The organism is Brevundimonas sp. RM1 (assembly GCF_052907225.1).
The window spans coordinates 1-21,319 of sequence record NZ_JBRERY010000022.1; the positions used below are offsets into that span (position 1 = coordinate 1).

Here is a 21,319-nt window from a genome sequence, read left to right on the forward strand (position 1 = left end):
GGCTCCAGCCGAGCAATCTGCTCGTCCGTCAGCCAATACAGGTCGCTCATGATACAGACGCCTCAGGAGCCTGAATCAGATCGCGCGCCTCACATCAATGGGCACTGAGCCTAGTCATGACGTAGAGCCCAGTTGGGGCCGCGCGGCTGGCCCGAACTGATTGACTGAGCACAGTCAGCATGGCGATGAGCACGGCCACGACGCTGGTGCAGATGAAGTTGATCGGGGACAGAGCAATGCGGTCGTCGAAGCCCGCCAGCCAGATGCGCAAGTCGAAGAAAGCCAGCTGCCAGGCGAACAAGTTGGCGATCAGCACCGGCCGCATGCACTGGGCCACCAAAGGCTTGACGATGTCCGAGGACGAGACGCTGGTGATCGAGGTCGCAGACGACGGCCCCGGCGTATCGTCGGCCGACGTCGAACGCATCTTCCGCCCCTTCGTGACCACCAAGCCGAACGGCTCGGGCATCGGCCTCAGCCTGGCCCGCCAGATCGCCCACGCCCATGGCGGCGCCCTGACCCTTGAGCGGACTCCGGCGACCGTATTCCGGCTCAGCCTGCCGTAGCGGTGCGCCTCGCCGTCATGCGCTACTCCATGATCTCAGGGGACTTTCCTGACTGGCGCTCGAACAGGCGTCGATAGTGGCCGTCGCCGGTCTGGAGCAGGTCGTCGTGGGTTCCGTCTTCGACGATCTCGCCGCCTGAGAAGACCAGGATGCGGTCCAGCGCCCGGACGGTCGACAGCCGGTGGGCGATGACGATGGCGGTGCGGCCGATCAGCAGCCGTTCCATCGCCTCCTGGATCGCCGCCTCGCTCTCGGAATCCAGGCTGGACGTCGCCTCATCCAGGATCAGGATCGGCGCATTCGCCAGGAAGGCCCGCGCGATGGCCACGCGTTGGCGTTCGCCGCCGGACAGCTTGACCCCTCGCTCGCCCACCAGGGTCTGATACCCCTTCGGCAAGCGGGCGATGAAGTCGTGCGCATTGGCGAGGCGCGCGGCCCGTTCGATCTCTTCGGGCGTGGCGTCGGGGCGGCCGTAGCCGATGTTGTCGGCGATCGACCGATGGAAGAGGATCGGCTCCTGAGGCACGATCGCGACCTGGCGACGCAGGGACGCCTGGGTCGCGTGGGCCACGTCCTGTCCGTCGATCATCACCCGGCCTGCATCGACGTCATAGAGCCGCTGGACCAGCTTGACGAAGCTGGTCTTGCCTGAGCCTGAGCGTCCCACCAGGCCGACGCGCTGTCCCGCAGGAACGGCAACGTCGAGGTTTCGGAACAACGGCTTTTCCTGGCCGCCGTACCGGAAGGTGACGTCGTCGAAACGGATGGCGCCGTGCCTGACCTGGATCGGCTGCGCATCGGCCTGGTCGGGCACGCCCAACGGCTCCTGATGAAGCTGAACCAGCTCCTCCATCTCATTCACCGAACGCTGAAGCTGGTGAATGTGCATGCCGATGTCGCGCAGATAGCCGTTCAGGACCAGATAGCTGGTGATGACATAGGCCATGTCGCCGGCGCTGGCCTGGCCGCGCATCCACAGCCACAGCGCCACGCCCGTGACCGCCAGCCGGATCAGCCACAGAAGCGCGATCTGTCCCGAGCCGGCCCAGGTGAAGGCCATCCAGGTGCGGTGCGTCCGCTTGCGCCACTTGGCGACGGTCTTCGCCAGCAAGGCCTCTTCGCGCGCCTCGCAGCCGAAGGCCTTGACCACGGCGTTGGCGCCGATGGCGTCAGCCAGTACGCCGCCGATCCGGGTGTCCCACTGGTTCGACAGCCGCGCGGTCGGCGCCAGCACCTGCGTCGCCAGACCGACGGTCAGAGCGATATAGGCGATCGCGCCGACGCCCATCACGAGGCCCAGGACCGGCCAGTGCAGCGCCAGCAGGAAGACCGTCCCCGCCAGTACCGTCAGCGACGGCAGAAGCGAGAGCAGTAGCACGTCGTTCAGGGTGTCGAGCGCCCACATGCCCCGCGTGATCCGTCGGACGGTCGAACCCGAGAAGGCGTTGGCGTGCCAGTCGGTCGACAGTCGCTGGACGCGGGCGAAGCCTTCCTGCGTCACGTCCTGCATCATCTTCAGCGTCAGGGGCGGGATCGCCCACCAGCCGAGGTGGCGCAGCACGACCATCGCGGCGCCCAGGGCGGTGATGACGGCGAAGGCCGCCCAGGCGGCGCCGACGTCGCCGCGGCCCGCCGCGTCGACGATGCGCCCGGCGTAGAGCGGGGCGAAGACTTCCGTGAGGGTCGCCAGCAGCATCGTTCCGGCGCAGGCGACGGCCAGCCATGGGGTTCGGCGCCACAGGCGGAAGGTGAAGGCGAGCACCTTGCGCAGCACGGACGCGCGCAGGCGCGCGTCGGCGTCATCATAGTCGGTCATGAAAAGAGCAACCGCGCAGATCCGCGCGGTCCTTGTGTCAGCAATGATCAGGGAAACGGCTCAACACCGAGCCGAAAGGGGTGTCAGCGGCCGTGGCGGCCGAAGACTATCGGGAACCCGCAGGCGGGCGTGGTCTTGTCGATCATCGTGCCCTCCTTTTCCCTAGAACAGCTGGACGCTTCACAAGTAGCAGGTCCAGATTTCGACGACAATGCTTTCCGGCGCCCTGACCTGACGTCGGTTTTTCAGCGTAGCGGGCGGCAGCGCCTGCCAGGCGCTACCGCTCTGAATCGGTGCGTTTAGCGCCGTCCGGAACCGCCCAGATGGTTCGACAGGAACAGGGCGTTGATCAGTAGACGCTCCGTCCCCAGCCAGTATTTGCGATGGGCCGGGTCGTCGGCGAACAGGACGACGTTGCCCGCCCCGATCGGGTTCACCTGAGCCCAGACCGAACCCGCCGCCTTGGCGCGCAGGGCTTCGGGCAGGTAGCCGTTGACCTGTGGGCTGGTCTCGATCCGCACCACATTGGCGAAGGGATCGGCCACGGGGGCCAGAACCACGTCCGTCTCCTTGTTCACGAACAGGTCGCGGCGCGACAGGCCGAAGGCCAGCGGGTGGCTGATGTCGACGTCGGCCGACAGGGCGTTGCCCGCCGTGCGCTGCTCGCCCTGGATCGCGCTGCGGTCGGCGTAGTCGCGGCGCTCGACCTCGGCTTTCTTCTCGTCTTCGGAGGCGGTTTGCGGGGCCAGGCCGTTGGCGGCGGCCCAGCGCGCGGCGCTGCCGAACACCACCAGAGAGCCGCCCGCGCGCACCCAGGTTTTCAAGGCGTCCACCGTCGGCTGGCTCAGGTTGTCGTAGCGCCCACCCGACAGGACGATGCTGTCATAGTCGCCCAGTGGCACGCGGACCAGTTGCGACGGGTCCAGCCGCGTCGCCGGATAGTTCAGCCGCTCGCTGAGGGCGAACCAGGTCGCGCCGATCTCGGTGGCGTTGACGCCTTCGCCCATGACCAGGGCGATGCGAGGCGCGCGCACGACCTTCACATTGTCGCTGCCCAGATCGACGCCCGCGACGCTTTGGCCGGTGGAGACGGCGTGGGCGACCACGCCGGCATCGCGCGCGGCGGTGTCGACGGCGGCGCGCAGGGCGGCGGCGTCCAGCGGCTGGCCCGCCGTGGTCACGACCAGGGAGCCGCGCCCGAAGGCGCTGTCGCCCGCCGCCGTTCGCGCGGTTAGCGGCTCGAACGCGGCGCGGACGCGCACGTCCTGACGCAGCAGGGCCGCCAGAACGCGCGGTGCGTTCAGGTCGCGCCAGTCGACGACATAGGCGTAGGCGTCCTGCGGCCCGCTGACGCCGCCGTTCGCGACGGGGGCTTCGGTCATGGCGGACCCGTGGGCGGGGACGCGGCGCAGGCCGTCGCTCTTCAGCCCATAGGCCAGGGCGACCGAATAGGAGGTGCTGCCGTAGACGCTGCCCTTGGTCGGGGGCGTCCGGTCGAAGATGGAGTGGACCAGGCGGAACTGCGGCTGGGCCGAGGGCACGACATAGGCGCTGCCCGGTTCATAGGCGCGGCCGTTCTGCGTCACCCGCTCGGTCAGCGGGTGGACCTGGATGTGGTGGGCCAGCAGCAGGTCCAGCGTCTGGCGCGTCAGGCCCGGATCGCCCGCATCGCCGAAGACGAAGGCCTGGCTGGAATGGCGACGTCCCTGCTCGACGGCCGAGCGGAAGAAGTCGCGCTGGAAGGTCTGCAGCCCGGCGCGCTCGGTCACCGCGCCTCGGATGGTGGCCAGGCCGACGTTGGTCTGGTTGCGGACGGTGAAGGGGAAGGTCAGCGGGCCGTTGGCCGTGTCCTGCACCAGCCCGCGCGAACTGGCCTGTTCGACCGTCACCCCGACCCCGCCATGGAAGTCTGGATAGGTCGAGCCGTAGACCGGCGAGAAATTGTCGAAAACCTCGCGCGTGTAATAGAGCGAGCCGAGGCTATCGAGCGCCTGGGCGTGATACTTGGCCAGCGTCACGTTCCATTCGTAGCTGGCGCGCGGCAGCAGGGGGCTTTCCATGCTGGCGGGCGAGGGCTCGAAATAATAGGTGCTGCCCGCGCCCATTTCGTGGAAGTCGATCTGGATGTGGGGCCGCCAGCGGTGGAAGGCCTCCAGCTTGGCGCGGGTCTCTTTCTGAGTCACCGCCAGCCAGTCGCGGTTCAGGTCGGTGAAATAGTGGTTGGTGCGTCCGGCGGGCCAGGCCTCGACGTGTTCCTTGTCCTGCGGGTCGGCGACGGCGGGCTGGTTCTTCCAGGCGTTGTGCCAGTTGGCGGCGCGGTCGCGGCCGTCGGGGTTCTGGGCCGGGTCGATGACGACCACGGCCTTGTCCAGCCAGTTCAGCACCTCGGGCGAGCGCCCGGCGGCCAGGTAGTAGGCGGTCAGCAGGGCCGCCTCGCCGCTGGACGTCTCATTGCCGTGGACGCTGTAGAACAGGCCGACCACGACCGGGGCGTCGGCCGTGGCGGCCGGGCCGCCGGGATCGCCCGCCGCGATATGGGCGCGCTGGATCTGGTCGATCCGGCCCTGATTGGCGCCCGAGGTGATGACCACGGACAGCAGGGGCCGCTCTTCATAGCTGCGGCCGATCTCCTCGACCGTGACCCGGTCCGACAGGCGGGCCAGCTCGCGCAGATAGTCCACGATGCGGTCGTGGCGGGTGTAGTGGGTTCCGATCGGATAGCCGAGGAAGGCTTCGGGCGTCGGAATGGCGGGGTCGAAATCCCCCGCCGCCGCCTGAGGGAAGAAGTAGGCGCTCTGTGCGACGGCGGGCGCCGGTGCGGACAGCGCTGTTGCACTGAACAGAACAGCCAGAGCGGCGCCTGCGGCCAGTTTGCGGCGGGGGAACAGGGAAGGGGCGGCTCTGGCGTTCATTGTGGTGGTCTCAATCAGAAGCGGACGTCGAAGCCGACGCGGAAATAGCGCCCGCGCAGATCGTACTGGCCGAAGTCATAGGGGGCGCGCACGCCGGGGAAGGAGGCGTCGTGCGGCGGCGCTTCGTCCAGCAGGTTCTCGATCTTGGCGTAGAGCGTCACGCGCTCCAGCCCGGACCACGCCGCATACAGATCGAATTGGTGATAGGCGTCCACGCGCGATTGTCCCCCGACAACCGGCACCTGATCATAGCCTGAGGTGTAATACCAGGTCAGGTTGGCGTCGAAGACGTCGCGGTTCCAGGCTAGGCGCGTCGTCGCCTTGTGCGCCGGCAGGGTCGCGCCCCGGTTCGATCCGGCGTAGTCCAGCAGCGGCGCGCCCGCAGCGTTCGGCCGCTTGTATTCCAGCAGGTGCGTATAGGCGCTGGAGGCGGTGAACGTCCCCCAGTCCTCGGTGCGCCAGCGCTGGCTGAAGTCCACGTCGATGCCTGAGGTCTCGAGCGCCGATAGGTTGCGATAGCGGTTGTAGACGGCCTGCAGCTTGCCGCGCGGGTCGCGGATGACGTCGGCGGGGTTGTTGCCCTGGACGATGGCGGTGGTGTTTCCCGTGCCGATCAGGTTGTCGAGCTTGATCTGATACCAGTCGATGCTCAGCGCCGTGTCGCGCGTCGGGGCCAAGACGACGCCCAGATTGTAGGACCGGGTCTTTTCCGGCTCCAGATTGGTGTTGCCGACGGTGAAGAAGGTCGGGCTCTGGCGTGAATTGGGCAGGTCGGGATCGTAAGGGTCGATGACCGAGCCGTAGGAGATCATGGTCGAGGCTGAGTTCTCCGACAGCGACGGCGCCCGGAAGCCGCGCGAGGCCGAGGCCCGCAGCGCCAGCCAGTCCAGCGGCTTCCATCGCACGCCCGCCTTGGGTGAGAAGGCGCTGCCGAAGTCGCTGTACTCGTCGGCCCGGGCGGCGACCTGAACGTCAAGGTTGCTCAGGACCGGAATGTTGAACTCGGCATAGGCGGCCCAGACGTCGCGCTCGCCGTCCACGGCGGCGATGGCGGGGCGGATCTGCAGCCCGGCGTCGATCTGCCACGGATTGCTCGAGACCAGGCTTTCATGCCGGAGCTCGACCCCGGCGGCGTAGCCGATCTGGCCGGCGGGCAGGTTGAACAGCTCGCCCGAAATCTTGAAGTCGGCCCCATAGAGGCGCGACTCCGCTGGACGCAGGGTCGACAGACGGATGCCGTCCAGCACGGCTTGAGGCGTGGCGCCGGGCTCATGCAGGTTCAGCGTGCCGTTCGCCAGGGCGTCGGCCAGGTTCCAGCGATGGGCGAAGCCGCCCGACACCGTCTCGCGCTCATCGCTGCCCGAGGCGAAGACGGCGGCCTCCCAGTCGAAGCGGTCATGGCGGCCGCGCACGCCGCCCAGCGCACGATAGGACTTCGACTCATTGGTCTTCAGCGTCCGGCCCAGATCGAAGAAGGTGTATTCGATCGGCGTGGCGACGCCGTAGGGGTTGTAGGGATTGTTGGCGGGCAGCAGGTTCGACACCGGCTCGGCCAGACCGGTCTGGGCGTTCAGCGCGAACCGCCCGCCTTCCAGCGTGAAGAAGGGGCTGGAGCCGAACAGCGACGCCCCCTCGACATAGGAATAGAGCACCTCGCCGAAGGCCTCGATTTGCGGCGTCAGGCGCTTGGTCCCGAACAGATAGGCCTGATAGCGGTCGGTCGAGGGGATCAGCGTCGTGTGCGGCGCCAGGTTGATGGCGCAGGTGTCGCCGGCCAGGCCGTCGATCGGGGCGCTGGCGGTCAGCACCATGCCCTCGGGGCACTGGCCCTGGGCGTCGAGGAAGGGCACGGACTTGCCGTCGACCAGGAAGCGCGCGCCCTTGGCCGACCAGCCGTTCCAGCGGCCGCCAGGCAGGTCGGTGTAGATGCCCGACTTGGTTAGGTCGCGCTGGTCCTGATCCAGCCGGTTGCGAGTATAAGCCTCCAGCGACAGCAGGATGTTGTAGCCGTCCGTCTCCAGATCGCCGTGGCCGACGACCAGTTTGGCGGTCGAGGTTTCCAGGCCGCCCTGACCGGCGACGCCATAGCTGGCGCCGAACTCCAGGCCCTGGAAGTTCTGGCGGGTGATGATGTTGGTGACGCCCGCCACCGCGTCCGAGCCATAGACGGCCGAGGCGCCGTCCTTCAGCACCTCCAGCCGCTGGGTCGCGACCATCGGCAGGGCGTTCAGATTGACGAAGGTGTCCGACAGGCCGCCGCCGGGGAAGCCGTAGTTCGCCACGCGCCGCCCGTTCAGCAGCACCAGGGTGTTCTTCTGCGACAGGCCGCGCAGGCCGATGCCCGCCGCGCCCGACGACCAGCCGCTGTTTTGCGTCTCGTTCGAGCCGTTGCCGGTGTTGGCCGAGATCGAACGCAGCAGGTCCGCCGTGGTCGACTTGCCCGAGCTTTCCAGCTCTTCGCGTCCGATCACCTGAACCGGGTTGAAGCCTTCGGTGTTGGCGCGGCGGATGTTGGAGCCTGTCACGACGACATCCGAGACGGAGTAGGCTGACGTCGTTGCGGATTGATCTGTTAGATTCTCAGAGGATTCCGCGTGTGCGGCGCTGCACGCTCCAGCGGCTGAGAAGAAGGCGAGAACGGTCAGGGATGGCCTGATCATGGAAATGCTGCACCGCAATAAAAGTCACAATTGGGCGCGCAATAAGGCACGTGAGCGGCGCGTTTCTAATGTAGAATTTCTAATTTCATGACGAGTTTTTGTGTCCGAGATCGCACGGCGGCGCTGTCCACCGGTCCGGGCGTGCAAGCCCTGGTCACGCGATGAAAAAGTCGGGTTGTCATCGATTATGAACAGTGTTTAATTGTCTTCGCGCCATGCGTTGCGGCGTTAGTCGATCCCTGTCTCCTGTCGAGAAACGAGTCTCGTATGCAATCCTCACAGACCATCGCCGCCGTGTGTCTCGCTGCGTTCGCCGTGGCCGCGGCGCTGCCGGCTTCGGCTCAGTCGCTGATCGAAATCCAGGATGTGGACCGTGACAATGTCCTGACGGGAACGCCGGCCGCCTTTGTCGTCGCCTTCCCTGAGGCTCAACGGAACGAGGCGGTGCGAAAGGTCGGCGACGACGTCTACAGCTTTGTGCCGCTGGCCTTCATCCCGCTGTCCGACACGCGCGTCGCCCTGGTGAGCACGGGAGCCAACGAATGCACGGGGCAGGCCTGCAGCGGCATGAACGCGGTCCACTATCTCGACCATGACGCGGGCGCGCCGCGCTACCCTTATATGCTTCAGGGCGAGTGGCTGGATGTCGGCGCGGCGGGCGTGGTCGGCAACCCGGCTCTGCGATGGGGCTGGACGAAGGCGATCGCGGCCAATCCGGTCCTCTATACCGAGGCTGGCGGCGTGTGGCAGGGGCGCGGGTGCGGCTATGCCGAACTGACGGAGTTGACCCCGTCCGGCCCGGTGCGGATCGCGCGCATCCAGACCTATTTCTCGGACGCCAGCGCCGATGACGGCGAGGCGGGCGTCGACGGGGTGATCACGGCCGCCGACCAGGGCCGCAGCTTCACGGTGTCCTACACCGGCTCCGCCAGTTTCAAAGAGACCTACACGCGCGGCGCCGACGGCCAGTTTCGACTGGACGGCCAGAGCCGCGTTCCCAGCTGCTAAGACGACATCAGCGTCGCCGCGGCGACGCCAGAGACCAAGGAGGTCTGCGTGCGTATTTTCATGATGAGCCTGACTGCGGCCGCTTCCCTGGCGGCGACGGGCGCCTTCGCTCAAAGCGCCGTCTGCACGTCGCTGGACAAGGGCGATCTGTCCATCGGCCAGACGCTGTCGCAGGCGCAACAGCAGCAGCTTCGCGAGCAGGCGCCCGTGGGCGCGCTGCATTGCGGCCGGACGGGCTGTACTGCCGCGGCGTCGGATGGGGTGAGCTACAGCTGGCAGCGCGACGGCCGGATCGTCGGCAAGACGATCGAAATGTCCGCGCAGGCGACCCTGCCGGGCTGGCGCGGCGAGATCGATCAGGCGTTCGCCGATCGCCTGGGTCAGGCGGCGTGCACGCGCTTCACCGTGTTCGACGATGAACTCGACGGCGGCCGTTCGATGAAGAGCGCGCCGTTTGCGGCGTCGCAAGGGCAGATGATCACCGCCAGCCTCTTCGGGCGTGGAACCGCCGAAGAGCCGCTGACGATCGAGATGCGCGCCGTGGATCAATAATCCTGCCCTTGGGGAGGATCTGTCGCTTAAGCGTCGAAGGAAATTTGCATGCCCCTGAGAACCCCGCTCGCGCTCGCCCTGGCGGCGACGCTCGCCGCCTGCTCGCAGGCCGAAGAGGGGGCGGCCGCCGCGCCGGCCCCGGCTGAAGCCAATGCTCCTGCGCCAGTTGTCATACCGGCAGCTGCGCCTGACCGGAACGGCGAGGCGCCGCCGCTGTCGGCCTATCTCGGCAAGCATCCGACCGAGCCGGTGCAGGGCGTCACCTTCTTCCAGCATCCGGACGTGCGCGCGGCCATGGTCGCCTCGGGCGTGGATCGCGACATCCAGAAGTCCATCGTCTTCGACGGCAACGTCGTCGGCGTGGTGACGGAGACGCGCGGGCGGCTGTTGCTTCACGGCTATGATCCGGCGGGCGCGGGGTCGACCAACTGGGCCATTCTGATGATCCCGGACGGCAGCAAGGCGGCGGTCTGCTACTCCACCGGCATCGTCGGTTATGAGAAGGGCGCCGACTGGTATTTCGAGGGCGATGTGGCCTTCACTCTCTATACGCCCTGTCCCTCCGAGGAAGGCGATATGGAATCGCTGAGCAACTGGCCGATCGGCCCCATTCCGGGCTGAGGCCGGGGAAGGCGCGTGTGCACTGAAAGAGGCATCTGATGGCGCTTCGTCGTTTCGCGAGCGGGTTGGTTACGACGCTGGTCATGAGCGCGGCCGGCATGGCCGCAGCTCAACCCGCCGGGGCCGACGAAGAGGCCGCCAGGGCCGCCCTGAAGGAATGGATGGCGGCCAGCCCCGAGTATGCCAAGCTCCAGTACGACCTGGTCAAGGCTCAGGCTGGCCTGGCTGTCCGTATCGAGCGATTGGTCATGATCGGGCTGCTGTGTGAGCGGCTGTCGGAGGACGACAGTCGCTTGATCATCGACAACGCCCGCGAAGAGATGGTGTTCGGCCAGTCCGTGCTGTCCGAAGCGCAGCAGGCGGATTTCGCCCTCTACTACGAAGGGCTGCGGCAGGGCGCGCTGGTCGCCGCCGCGCCTGAACCTCCCCGCCCCGAAGCGTGCGAGGACTTCGCCAAGCCGGGAGGGACTTTGGTCAAGTTGCTGACCTGGACCGGGCGCCGACAGTTCATCAGCCCAGGCGTTCTCGCCAGCCCGAGGACCATCCCTTAAAGGCCGCGCGGATCATCGCGACGGGTCCGGCAGACGCACCGCCTGGAAGTAGGTTCCCGAGAGCGTACCGCCCGCACCGCAATAGGGGACGCTGTCGGCGCCGTTCTCGATCGTCTCCTTGACGACAAGCGTCGCGCCCTGGGCCTTCACGTTCAGCGACCAGGCGGCGGCGCCGCTGATGTCGTCAAAACGTGCTTCGTCTTCGCCGATCCAGTCGCCGCTGCCGTCGGCCTCGCAGGACCAGCCACCGCCGCGTGGGTCGGCGGCCGTGGCCGTGAACGTCAGGACGCCGGTCGCCCATTGGTTGACGACGATCTCGCCGTTGAGATTGCGCCAGCGGCCGACCACGCTGACCAGCGGGTCGTTGCCCAGATCGGTCAGGAAGGCTTCACGCCGCGTCAGCTGATCGGTCAGCTCTTCGACCAGATCGGCGCCCGTCAGTCGCGCGCCGGCCGCATCGCGTGCCGCGAGAAAGGCGCGCTGGTCGCGGCGAAGCGCCGCGGCGCTTTCGGCGTCATAGGCCCGGATCGCGGCCCCATAGTGTTCGGCGATCTTTGCATCCAATGCGGTCAGGGCCGGGGTCGAGCAGATGGCGGTCTCGACCGGACCGGAGGCGCGTCGGCAGTCAGCGCTTTCGGCGGCCGCAGGTGTAGCGACCGAGGCCGCCAGGGCGCCGCCGAGAAGCAGGACGGCGGTCGAAGCGGACGACGGGAAGCGAAGCGCGGTCATGGGAAGCCTCAAGGCGGATGCGGAAGGGCGCGAAAGCACCGTGTCGGGCGCAATTCATACCCTTAAATGAGCATCGATCAATAAAAAACGAAAACTGACGTTTCTTCCCGCTCTCTGCACAGCTTCTGCTATGCAGGGTTAATGGGAAGGCGATCGGATCATACGCGGCAGGAGCTGGAGCGGCTTTTCGTGGTCGAGGGCCACAAGCACATGGCCGAGGTGGGCTTTGCGCGCTTCTCGGCGCGCGAGGTGGCCAAGCGCGTCGGCTATTCGATCGGCACCCTCTACAATGTGTTCGGTACGCTGGATCAGCTGCTGATCGCCATCAACACGCGAACCTTCCAGCTCTGGGCGGAAGAGGTGCGCCAGGCGCTGGAAGGCAGCGGCCCAGACCGTATCCGATGCCTGGTCGAAGCCTATTTCGGCTTCGCGCGCGCCAATCCCCATAGCTGGCGCGCCATCTATGAGCACCATTTGCCCCCGGACGTGGCCCTGACCGACGAACAGAACCAGCGTCGCGGTGATCTGACCCAGATCATCGTCAACGAGGTGACGGCGGTTTTGCCGGCGAAGGCTCAGCCCGGCGCGCCGCGTCTGGCGCGTTCTCTGATCGCTGTGGTCCACGGCCACTGCGTCTTCGACCTGAACGGCAGCTTCGCCCTGATGAGCATCGAAGAGCCTATCGAGCTCGCACTGGAACGTGTCCGTGAAAGCCTGTCTCAGGCCGGTGCGGTCGCGGTGGTTTCCTAGCGTTCAGCTTCTCGAGCGCGGTTCATGGCTTCGAAGCCGCCGGTGAAGATGACCTCCATCGCATCGCATATGGCGGTCATTTCCGACGACTTGCACAGGCCGCCTGACAGGACGTCGATGCGCCCTGTCTGCGCCAGGGACAGGGTCAGCGACCCCGACAGCAGGTGATAGAACCAATAGATCTGTCGCTCGGTGGCGTCAGGCGCGATGCGCCTCAGGACGTCAATGAAGCGGTGGATCACCGGGTCGAAATGCTGATGCATGGTGTCGCCGCCCCAGGCCGGGGTGTTGTTCACCTGAGCGACCAGGGCCGCGTAATTCAGCCAGGCGCGGTCTCCGCTCTCGAACAGGACGAACAGAGGACGCAGGAAGGCGTCGATGGCGCCGCTGACGGTCATGGCGTCGCCGTGTTCGGCCTCATAGCGGTCCAGGCTGTCCAGGCGCAGGGTGTTCACCACCTCGGCGCGGCGGCCGAAGACGGTCGAGAACAACCGGTTCTTGTCGTCGAAATAATAGTGCAGCAGGGCCGTATCGACGCCCGCCTCCTTGGCCACCGCCTTCAGGGTGACGCCGTGCAGGCCGTCGCGCGCGAACAGGGCTTCGGCCACGTCCAGGATTCGGGTGGTCGTTTCCTCGCGGCGTTGGGCCTTAGGCTTGGGCGGCGCCTTGGGCTTCGCGGACGCCTTGGCGCGCGGCTTGGACTCGGTTGTGGTCATGGGCGCAGCTTACCCGAACATCCGCCGCAAACGATCACGTATCCGCATCAAGAGGATCAGCAGCTTGCCCTTGCGCGCATGGTGGTCCAGCGCCGCCTTCCACCAGGCGCGCTTCACCTCGCCGCCGGGCGTGGCGTTGAACACCATCCAGGCGTCGTCGGCGGGGGCGTAGACGGGCCAGTCGGCGCCCGGCGCGCCTGTCCTGGCGAAGGCGACCCAGCGGGCGTGCATGGCGGCGCTGACGGCGCGGTCGGCTTCGGTTGCGGGCGGGGCGCCGTCGGGGCGATGGCCCAGGGTCTCGAAGACGTGGAAGATCTCGGCGGCGTGGGCGGCGCGGGGCATGGTGTCGCGTCGTGCTTCTTCTACATAATCAAAAGCATAGAGCCATGCCTTCGACTTGCGCGGGCGCGATGCGATCCAGCGCGCGGGGGCGGCGAAGGCGAAGTCGCGGAAGCCGTGGCGGATCAGTTGCTCCTCATCGCCGCTCGCCTGCGGATAGAGGCGAGCGAGGGCGGCGTTCGGCTTGATCAGCTTGCCGAACCGTTCCAGTCCGCCGCCGTAGTTGAGCAGGGAATCCTCGCCGCTGTTGACCCCGATCATCAGCGGCACGTCGGCGAAATCGCCCCGAGCGAAGGCGCTGATCGGGTCGCGGTCCAGCAGGCGGTCGTCGATCACGGGGCCGAAAGCGCCTTCGATGGCGGTCAGCCGCTCGGGCGCGACGGCGCGCAGGGCGGCGGCGTCTGGGGCGCTCAGGCCGAGGGCGGTTGCTGCGGCGACGCCGCGCGCCTGGGCGGTCTTCAGCGGCGTGGCGGGCAGCCAGCCGCCGCCGGACTGGACGACGGCCTTGTGGAACAGACCGCGCGCCCGCTTGGCCGTCATCAGGGCCAGGATGTCGAGGCCTCCGGCGGATTCTCCGAACAGGGTGACGTTGGCCGGGTCGCCGCCGAAGCTGGCGGCGTGGTCGCGCACCCATTCCAGCGCCGCGATCTGATCCAGCAGGGCCTGGTTGCCCAGGGGCTCGTCTGCGGGCGCCTCGGCCGTCAGCGCCGGATGGGCGAAGAAGCCGAGCTGGCCCAGGCGGTAGTTGACGCTGACCAGCATCACGCCGTCGCGGGCGAAGGCGGCGCCGTCATAGAAGGGCAGGGAGCCCGCGCCCATCCGGTTCGAGCCGCCGTGCAGCCAGACCATGATCGGCGCCGGGGCTGTCGTCTCGACCGGCGCCCAGAGGTTCAGCGTCAGGCAGTCCTCGCCGGTAGGCTCGGGCGCGCCGCCGATGGCGACGATGTCGGCCACGTCCGCCGGTCCCGCCTGGGGCGCCGAGGGACCGAAGGCGGCGGCTTCGCGCACGCCCTCCCATGCCGGGAAGGGGCGAGGGGCCCGCCAACGCAGTTCGTCGATCGGCGCGGCGGCGTAGGGCACGCCGCGAAAGACGTTCGCCGGGCCTTCGCGACGACCCCGCAGAGCGCCCGACGGCGTGTGCGCGACGGGGTGCGCCGCGCCTTGGTGGAGCTGATCCATGTTTCGTCCCTTCAGGCGCGATCTTCGCCGCACTCGTTCATTTGAGAATGAAGAATGCGCGTTCGGCTGTCGAGCCGCTTCGTGAAACATCATTCATGCAAGAATGAATGATGTTGACAGCGAGGCCTTTCGCGGATCACCGTCGCTCCAACACAGATCAGCGGCGAGCAAACGACCGCGCGTGGAGAGGAAACGAGAATGCGATCGACAGGACAGTTGCGTCTGGCGCTGATGACCAGCGCCTTCATCACCGCCTCGCTGTGCGCGGCGCCGACCTTGGCCCAGCAGACGGCGGAGACCGAGCAGGCCTCGAACGTGGACGACGTCGTCGTCACCGCGCGCCGCCGGGAGGAGAGCTTGAAGGACGTGCCGGTCGCCGTGACCGCCGTCACCAGCGAGCGCCTGGAACAGACCGGCGCGGCGGACATCACCACCCTGCAGTCGCAGACGCCGAACGCCACGGTTCAGGTGGCGCGCGGCACCAATTCGACCCTGACGACCTTCATTCGCGGCGTTGGCCAGCAAGACCCGCTGTGGGGCTTCGAGCCGGGCGTCGGCCTCTATGTCGACGACGTCTATGTGGCCCGCCCGCAGGGCGCGGTGCTGGACATCTTCGACATCGAGCGGCTGGAAGTCCTGCGCGGGCCGCAGGGCACGCTTTACGGCCGCAACACCATCGGCGGGGCGATCAAATACGTCACCAAGCGCCTGGGGCCGGACCCGGAACTGACGCTGAAGGGCGCCTACGGCAGCTATAATCAGGTCGATCTGATCGCCTCCGGCTCGGCGCCGATCACCGAGACCCTGCGGATCGGCGGCGCGATCGCGCGCTATACCCGCGACGGCTACGGCACGAACCTGAACACCGGGGCCGAGCACTACAACAAGGACGTCACGGCGGGCCGGTTGAGCGTCGAGTGGACGCCGCGCGACGATCTGTTCTTCCGCCTGGCGGGCGACATCACCGAGGACGAGTCCAACGCCCGCCACGGCTATCGTCTGAAGGCGCCGACGACGGATGACGTCTATGACACCCGCGCGGGCATCGGCGACGACGGCTATGTGCGCACGCGCGGCCTGTCGCTGACCGGCGAGTGGAACGTCAACGACGCGGTGACGCTGAAGTCGGTCACGGCCTGGCGCGACGGCGACACCAAGGGCGACGGCATCGACTTCGACGGCCTGCCGCAGCCGATCCTCGACATCCCCGGCTACTACGCCGACAGCCAGTTCACCCAGGAATTCCAGCTGCTGTTCCAGGGCGAACGCTGGCAGGGCGTGGCGGGCGTCTTCTACATGGACGCCTCGGCCGAGGGCGCCTTCGACACCGTCATCGGTCTGTATCCCAGCATGGGGCCGGGGCTGCCGGCGGGCCTGACGACCTTCACCGGGGGCAAGGTCGACACCGAGAGCTTCGCCGTCTTCGCCGACTTCAGCTACGATGTGACGGACCAGCTGTCGCTGTCGGTCGGCGGCCGCTGGACCCGCGACAAGAAGAGCGTCGATCAGCTGCGCCAGAACTATCTGGGCGTGAAGAGCCCCTTCTTCGGCAACAGCAGCGCCATTCCGGCTGGTCCGCCCTCGACCGACTACACCAACTCGGACACCTATTCGGAGTTCACGCCGCGGGTCAGCGCCAGCTATAAGTTCACGCCGGAACTGACGGGCTACGCCTCTTACGGGCGAGGCTTCAAGTCGGGCGGCTTCGACATGCGCGGCGACGCCAGCCTCTATCCCGAGACGGTCAACGGCTATCAGCCCGAACTGGTCGACACCTATGAGATCGGTCTGAAGGGCTCGCTGCTGGATCGCCGCATCAACTTCGCCACGGCCCTGTTCAAGTCGGAATACACCGACCAGCAGATCACCTCGCAGTTCTTCATCCCGCCCACCTCGGTCGTCAGCTATGTCGACAACGCGGGGTCCAGCGAGATCTGGGGCTGGGAGCTGGAGGCCAGCGCGCGGATCACCGACGGCTTCATCCCGCGCCTGACGCTGGGTTATCTGGACGCCAAGTTCAACGACTTCGTCACCCTGAACCCGTTGACCGGCAAGCGCGAGAACATGGCCGATCAGCGCCATTTCCAGAACACGCCGGATTGGACCGCCAGCCTCGCCCTGCCGTACAGCTTCGACCTGGGCGATCGCGGCTCGGTGATCTTCACGCCGACCGCCGCCTATCGCGGGGCGACCCAGATGTTCGAGACGCCGATCCCGCTGCTCGATCAGGGATCTTATTGGCTGTATGACGCGACCCTGATGTGGACCTCGCCCGACGCGCGTTATCGCGTCAGTCTGGCGGGCCGCAACCTGGGCGACGAACGCTATCGCGCCGGCGGCTACAACTTCCCCGGCGCCATTACCGGGGACTCGGTCATCGGCTTCTACGGCCCGCCGCGCACGGTGACGCTGAGCGTGACCGCCCGCTTCTAAGAGCGACCGACACGAAAGCCCCCGCAGCGCCGGCTGCGGGGGCTTTTGTCATCCGCGCGCGGGTCCGAAAGATACGCCGTAGGGCGAGGGAATTTCGCGCATCCGCCGTTGCAGCTTCATTCGCCCGTGATCGCCGCGTCGCGCCCACGACATTCAGCGTCTTTAGGTCTGCCCTGCTTTCTCAGGGGGTAAGACCATGAAGCCGATCAGCCTCAAGCGTGGATTTCTGGCGGGCGCCGCCGTCGCGGGCCTGATGGCGGCCAGCGCCGCCCATGCCCAGAGCGTTTCGCCGGGCGAGACGACGACCGCCGTGGACGACATCGTGGTGACGGCCCAACTGCGCGCCCAGGATCCGATCGAGGTGCCCTTCGCCCTGACGGCCTATAGCGGCGACTTCCTGGAAAACCTGGGCGTGCAGGAGTTCGACCAGCTGTCGGCCTTCGTGCCGGGCTTCCTGGTGCAGAACCAATCGCCGAACAATCCGGGCTTCGTGATGCGCGGCATCACCTCGGACTCGGGCGCCGCCACCGCCGAGCCGCGCGTGTCGGTGTTCCAGGACGGGGTGTCGATCTCCAAGTCGCGCGGCTCCTATGTCGAACTGTTCGACATGGAGCGGGTCGAGGTGGCCAAGGGGCCGCAGTCGACCCTCTATGGCCGCGGCGCCCTGATCGGCGCGGTCAATCTGGTGCAGAACCGCGCCCGTCCGGGCCAGTTCGACGCCGGCGCCCGCATCGAGGCGGGCGACCTGGACTATCGCGCGGTCGAGGGTTTCGTGAACGCGCCCGTCGGCGAGACCGGCGCCCTGCGCCTGGCGGCGCGGATGAAGACGCGCGGCGGCACGGTCGAGAACCTGCTGGGCGGCGAGGATTACAACTCGATCGAGACCAAGGCGCTGCGCCTGTCGGGCGCCTGGGCGCCGACCGACAATCTGCGCGCCGATCTGATCGCCAACTATCAGACGGATTCGGCCAGCGGGACTTCGTTCAAGTCGATCGCCTATGATCCGTTCGACCCGAGGACGGGCGCCTCCCTGGGCGGGCGTGCGCCTTGGGACGGGGCGGCCCTGACGCCGGGCGCCGATTTCGACGGGGGCGTCGGCCTTGGGCTGGATCGCGAGGTCTGGGGCGTGACGGGCCTGGTGAAGTGGGATCTGTCGCCGTCGCTGACGCTGAACTCGACCACGGCCTATCGTCAGTTCGACTCGACCGAGGTGTTCGATCCGGACGGCACGTCGCTGCCGCTGCTGACGGCGGCCGAGCACGCCTATGGCGAACAGCGGAGCCAGGAGTTCCGACTGAACTTCGACAACGGCGGCCGCTTCTCGGGTTTCGTCGGCGCCGGCTATTTCAACGAGGAAGGCTTCCAGCGGATGCCGACCCAGTTCGACGAGCGCCTGGCCCTGCTGCAACTGGCGACGCCGCTGGGCGATCAGCGTCTGAAGATGTTCTACGCCGCGCCGACGCCGTTGCTGATGGGCGGCATCCTGCAGTCCATGCTGCCCGCTGCGGCGCATCCGCTGATCCCCGGCATCGTCGGTAATCTGAAGCCCGCCCACATCGAGACGGCGACGAACCGGGCCGACCTGACCTCCTATGATCTGTTCGGCGACCTGACCTTCAAGGCGACCGATCGTCTGGAGTTCTCGGGCGGGGTGCGCTGGACGCGCGACGACAAGACGACGGGTTATTCGGCGGCGGTGCTGAACGGCCGCTCCATCGCTGGCGGCCTGGTGGCGGTGCAGACGCTCGGCGTGCAGGCGCAACGTCTGGCCCAGGCCGGCGACCTGGCCGGCGCTCAGCGGCTGCAGCAGCAGATCACGGCCATCCTGACGGGCTTGGCGACGCCGGGCGCGGCCAATCTGCCCGCAGCTTCGGGTCTGCCGTTGTTCGCCCTGACCGCCCAGCCGACTGCTGGTAACGGCGACCTGATTCAGGCGGATCACGAGGACGACGGCTTCACCTGGCGTCTGACGGCGCGCTACGCCCTGTCGGACGACGCCAGCCTCTACGCCAACTATGCGCGCGGCCGTCGCCCCGAGGTGCTGGAGGTGCGCGGCCCGTCCGTTCCGCTGGGCGCCCCGACCTTTGAAGTCATCCCCGCCGAGACCGTCGACAGCTTCGAGGTCGGCTACAAGACAGCGCTGATGGATCGCCGCCTGCGTCTGGACGGGGCGGTGTTCCACTACGCCTACGACAACTTCCAGACGACCGAGCAGGACGGCACCCGCTTCGTCACTGTCAATGCGGGCAAGGCCAACGCCTATGGGTTTGAGGGCCAGGTCGCCTTCGCGGCAACGCCGACCTTCGATCTGTTCGGCACCTACGGCTACAACCACTCGCGCTTCGACGGGGGCGCGCGCGACGGCAACCGCTTCCGCCTGTCGCCGGACCACATGGCCTCCATCGGGGCGACCTGGCGTCTGCCGGTCGAGACCGGGACCATCGAGGTCCAGCCGACCTACACCTGGCAGTCCAAGGTCTTCTTCGATGACGACAACGACCGCCCGGAGCTGCAGACCGGCAACTTCGTCGCCGACACCGTGCAGGACGAATATCAGGACGGCTACGGCCTGCTGAACCTGCGGGTGCGCTACGCCCCGTCGTCGGGGAACTGGGGCGTCGAGGCCTTCGGCGACAACATTCTGGACGAGGAATACATCAAGGACGCGGGCAACACCGGCGATGCGCTGGGCCTGCCGACCTTCATCGCCGGGCGGGGCGCCAGCTACGGCGTCGCCTTCACCCTGCGCTACTGAGGATCAGAGCCATGACCATGAACCGTCGCGGCCTTCTGGGTCTGTTCGGCGCAGGCGCGGCGGCGGGCTGCGCCACGGTCCCGACGGGCGAAGCTGTCGCCGTCGTCTTCGCCCACGGCGTGGCCTCGGGCGATCCGGCGACCGACCGGGTGATCCTGTGGACGCGCGTCACCCCGGCGGACGGTCATGTCGGGCCGGTCTCGGTCGCCTGGCGCGTGCTGGACGGGCAGGGCGACCGCGTCGTCGCCTCGGGCCGGTTCGAGACGGGGCCTGAACGCGACTATACGGTCAAGGTCGACGCGGCGGGCCTGCGCCCCGGCCGCGACTATCGCTACGACTTCGCTGTGGGCGAGACGCGCTCGCCCATGGGCCGCACCCGCACTCTGGCGGCGGAGGGGATCACGCCGGTCAATCTGGCGGTGGTGTCGTGCCAGTTGCACCCCGGCGGCCTGTTCAACGTCTATGAGTCGATCGCCGCCCTGCCGACCCTCGACGCCGTGGTCCACCTGGGCGACTACATCTACGAATACGGGGCGGATTCCGACGCCTATGGCATGGCGACGGGGCCGAAGCTGGGTCGCGTGCCCGAACCGGCGCACGAGATCGTCTCCCTGACCGACTATCGGCTGCGCCACGCCCAGTACAAGCGCGACGCCGACCTTCAGGCCGCCCATGCCCGCGCGCCCTTCATCTGCGTCTGGGACGATCACGAAACGGCCAACGACGCCTGGCTGCACGGCGCCGAAAACCATCAGCCCGAGACTGAAGGCGACTTCGCCCAACGCAAGGCGGCGGCGCTGAAGGCCTATTATGAGTGGATGCCGATTCGCGAGGCCGCGCCCGGCGCGCTGAAGGAGGCGATCCACCGCAGCTTCCACTTCGGCGATCTGGCCAGCCTGATGATGGTCGAGACCCGTCTGACCGGCCGCACCGAACCGCTGGCCTATGACAGGGATCTGACCGCCAAGGACGGCCCCGACGGCGAGCCGGTGCTGGACCTGGACGCCTTCCGCGCCAAGCTGAACGATCCTGCCCGCGATCTGATGGGCGCCGAGCAGCGCGACTGGCTGAAGCGCGAACTGGCCGCTTCCAAGGCCAAGGGCCGTCCGTGGCAGGTGCTGGGCAATCAGGTCGTCATGGCCCGCGTGGCCGGTCCCGACGTGTCGCGCACCCTGACCGAGGCCCAAGTCCAGGGCCTGAGGGCCCAGATCCCCGAAGCCTATCGCGACCAGTTCGAACAGGCCCTGTTCCTGTTCAAGATGGGCCTGCCGTTCAACCTCGACGCCTGGGACGGTTATCCGGCCGGGCGCGAGCGTCTCTACGCCGCCTTCGCCGAGGCGGGGGTGCAGCCCATCGTCCTGGCCGGGGACAGCCACGCCTTCTGGGTCAATGAGCTGAAGGACGCCGGCGGCGCGCGCCGGGCGGTCGAGTTCGGGACCAGCGCGGTCTCCAGCCCCTCGATCGGCGACGCCATCGGCGGCTTCCCCCTGGGCGCGGCGCTGATGCAGGCGAATGACGAGGTGCGCTTCTGCGACCAGTCGGCCAAGGGCTTCATCCTTTTGACCCTGACCGAGGACCGGGCCGAGGCGGCCCTGATGCAGGTCTCGACCATCTTCGCCAAGCCGTTCGAGGTCACGACGTTGAAGCGGGTCGGCGTGAGCCGCGCCGATGGGACGATCACGGGCGTCTGATCGCCGCCAGCTCCCCGCGCAACGGTTTCCTCGCGGGCGGA

General features: G+C 67.6%; 15 protein-coding genes. 9 read left to right on the plus strand and 6 right to left on the minus strand.

Features of this window, described 5'->3' with window-relative positions; genetic code table 11:
• Positions 1-179 precede the first annotated feature (179 nt).
• Entirely contained in the window at positions 180-566 is a 387-nt protein-coding gene (locus ACU5AP_RS13990) for an ATP-binding protein (protein ID WP_446681381.1), read from the plus strand.
• 22 nt (positions 567-588) lie between these two features.
• On the opposite strand, the gene ACU5AP_RS13995 is transcribed toward ACU5AP_RS13990, so the two are convergent.
• From ACU5AP_RS13995 to ACU5AP_RS14005, 3 genes are all read right to left on the minus strand, one after another.
• The gene (locus tag ACU5AP_RS13995) at positions 589-2,382 is read right to left on the minus strand and encodes an ABC transporter ATP-binding protein (protein WP_446681382.1); all 1,794 of its coding nucleotides are present in this window, start codon (positions 2,380-2,382) and stop codon (positions 589-591) included.
• Positions 2,383-2,681: 299 nt separating this feature from the next.
• Entirely contained in the window at positions 2,682-5,294 is a 2,613-nt protein-coding gene (locus tag ACU5AP_RS14000) for a M14 family zinc carboxypeptidase (protein WP_128719742.1), read from the minus strand.
• Between the two features lie 14 nt (positions 5,295-5,308).
• Positions 5,309-7,819, minus strand: coding sequence for a TonB-dependent receptor (locus ACU5AP_RS14005; RefSeq protein WP_446681383.1), 2,511 nt, complete (start codon positions 7,817-7,819; stop codon positions 5,309-5,311).
• A 402-nt stretch (positions 7,820-8,221) separates the two neighbouring features.
• On the opposite strand from ACU5AP_RS14005, the gene ACU5AP_RS14010 reads away from it, so the two are divergent.
• From ACU5AP_RS14010 to ACU5AP_RS14025, 4 genes are read left to right on the plus strand one after another with little or no spacing between them, the layout of a single operon-like run.
• On the plus strand, positions 8,222-8,962 hold the full coding sequence (locus ACU5AP_RS14010; protein WP_128719744.1) for a hypothetical protein: 741 nt from the start codon (positions 8,222-8,224) through the stop codon (positions 8,960-8,962).
• A gap of 48 nt (positions 8,963-9,010) precedes the next feature.
• On the plus strand, positions 9,011-9,514 hold the full coding sequence (locus ACU5AP_RS14015) for a hypothetical protein (RefSeq protein ID WP_433933674.1): 504 nt from the start codon (positions 9,011-9,013) through the stop codon (positions 9,512-9,514).
• A gap of 48 nt (positions 9,515-9,562) precedes the next feature.
• Positions 9,563-10,135 carry a hypothetical protein gene (locus ACU5AP_RS14020; RefSeq protein ID WP_396489775.1) on the plus strand — a complete coding sequence of 191 codons (573 nt, stop codon included), beginning with the start codon at positions 9,563-9,565 and terminating at the stop codon, positions 10,133-10,135.
• 38 nt (positions 10,136-10,173) lie between these two features.
• A complete protein-coding gene (locus ACU5AP_RS14025; protein WP_112999388.1) occupies positions 10,174-10,686 on the plus strand; it encodes a hypothetical protein in 513 nt (170 codons plus the stop codon).
• Positions 10,687-10,698: 12 nt separating this feature from the next.
• Here the strand turns inward: ACU5AP_RS14025 and ACU5AP_RS14030 are convergent, their stop codons facing one another.
• Positions 10,699-11,415 (minus strand): lysozyme inhibitor LprI family protein, encoded by a 717-nt coding sequence (locus ACU5AP_RS14030; protein ID WP_396489773.1) that lies wholly within the window; start codon positions 11,413-11,415, stop codon positions 10,699-10,701.
• A 141-nt stretch (positions 11,416-11,556) separates the two neighbouring features.
• Between ACU5AP_RS14030 and ACU5AP_RS14035 the strand changes: the two genes are divergently transcribed.
• Positions 11,557-12,165, plus strand: coding sequence for a TetR/AcrR family transcriptional regulator (locus tag ACU5AP_RS14035; RefSeq protein ID WP_433933678.1), 609 nt, complete (start codon positions 11,557-11,559; stop codon positions 12,163-12,165).
• Here ACU5AP_RS14035 and ACU5AP_RS14040 read toward each other — a convergent pair.
• Both ACU5AP_RS14040 and ACU5AP_RS14045 read right to left on the minus strand, forming a co-directional pair.
• Positions 12,162-12,881, minus strand: coding sequence for a TetR/AcrR family transcriptional regulator (locus tag ACU5AP_RS14040; RefSeq protein WP_128719750.1), 720 nt, complete (start codon positions 12,879-12,881; stop codon positions 12,162-12,164). The two genes, ACU5AP_RS14035 and ACU5AP_RS14040, sit on opposite strands and share 4 nt — an antisense overlap.
• A gap of 9 nt (positions 12,882-12,890) precedes the next feature.
• Positions 12,891-14,399 carry a carboxylesterase/lipase family protein gene (locus tag ACU5AP_RS14045; protein ID WP_433933680.1) on the minus strand — a complete coding sequence of 503 codons (1,509 nt, stop codon included), beginning with the start codon at positions 14,397-14,399 and terminating at the stop codon, positions 12,891-12,893.
• Positions 14,400-14,597: 198 nt separating this feature from the next.
• Here ACU5AP_RS14045 and ACU5AP_RS14050 point away from each other — a divergent pair, with 198 nt between their 5' ends.
• The 3 genes from ACU5AP_RS14050 to ACU5AP_RS14060 all read left to right on the plus strand — a co-directional run bounded on the left by ACU5AP_RS14050 (position 14,598) and on the right by ACU5AP_RS14060 (position 21,278).
• Positions 14,598-16,832: a TonB-dependent receptor gene (locus tag ACU5AP_RS14050; RefSeq protein WP_433933682.1), complete on the plus strand. Its 2,235-nt coding sequence runs from the start codon at positions 14,598-14,600 to the stop codon at positions 16,830-16,832.
• A 196-nt stretch (positions 16,833-17,028) separates the two neighbouring features.
• Positions 17,029-19,587, plus strand: a complete 2,559-nt coding sequence (locus ACU5AP_RS14055) for a TonB-dependent receptor (protein ID WP_433948972.1) — start codon at positions 17,029-17,031, stop codon at positions 19,585-19,587.
• An 11-nt stretch (positions 19,588-19,598) separates the two neighbouring features.
• Complete coding sequence (locus ACU5AP_RS14060) at positions 19,599-21,278, plus strand: alkaline phosphatase D family protein (RefSeq protein ID WP_446681384.1); 1,680 nt, start codon at positions 19,599-19,601, stop codon at positions 21,276-21,278.
• Positions 21,279-21,319 lie beyond the last annotated feature (41 nt).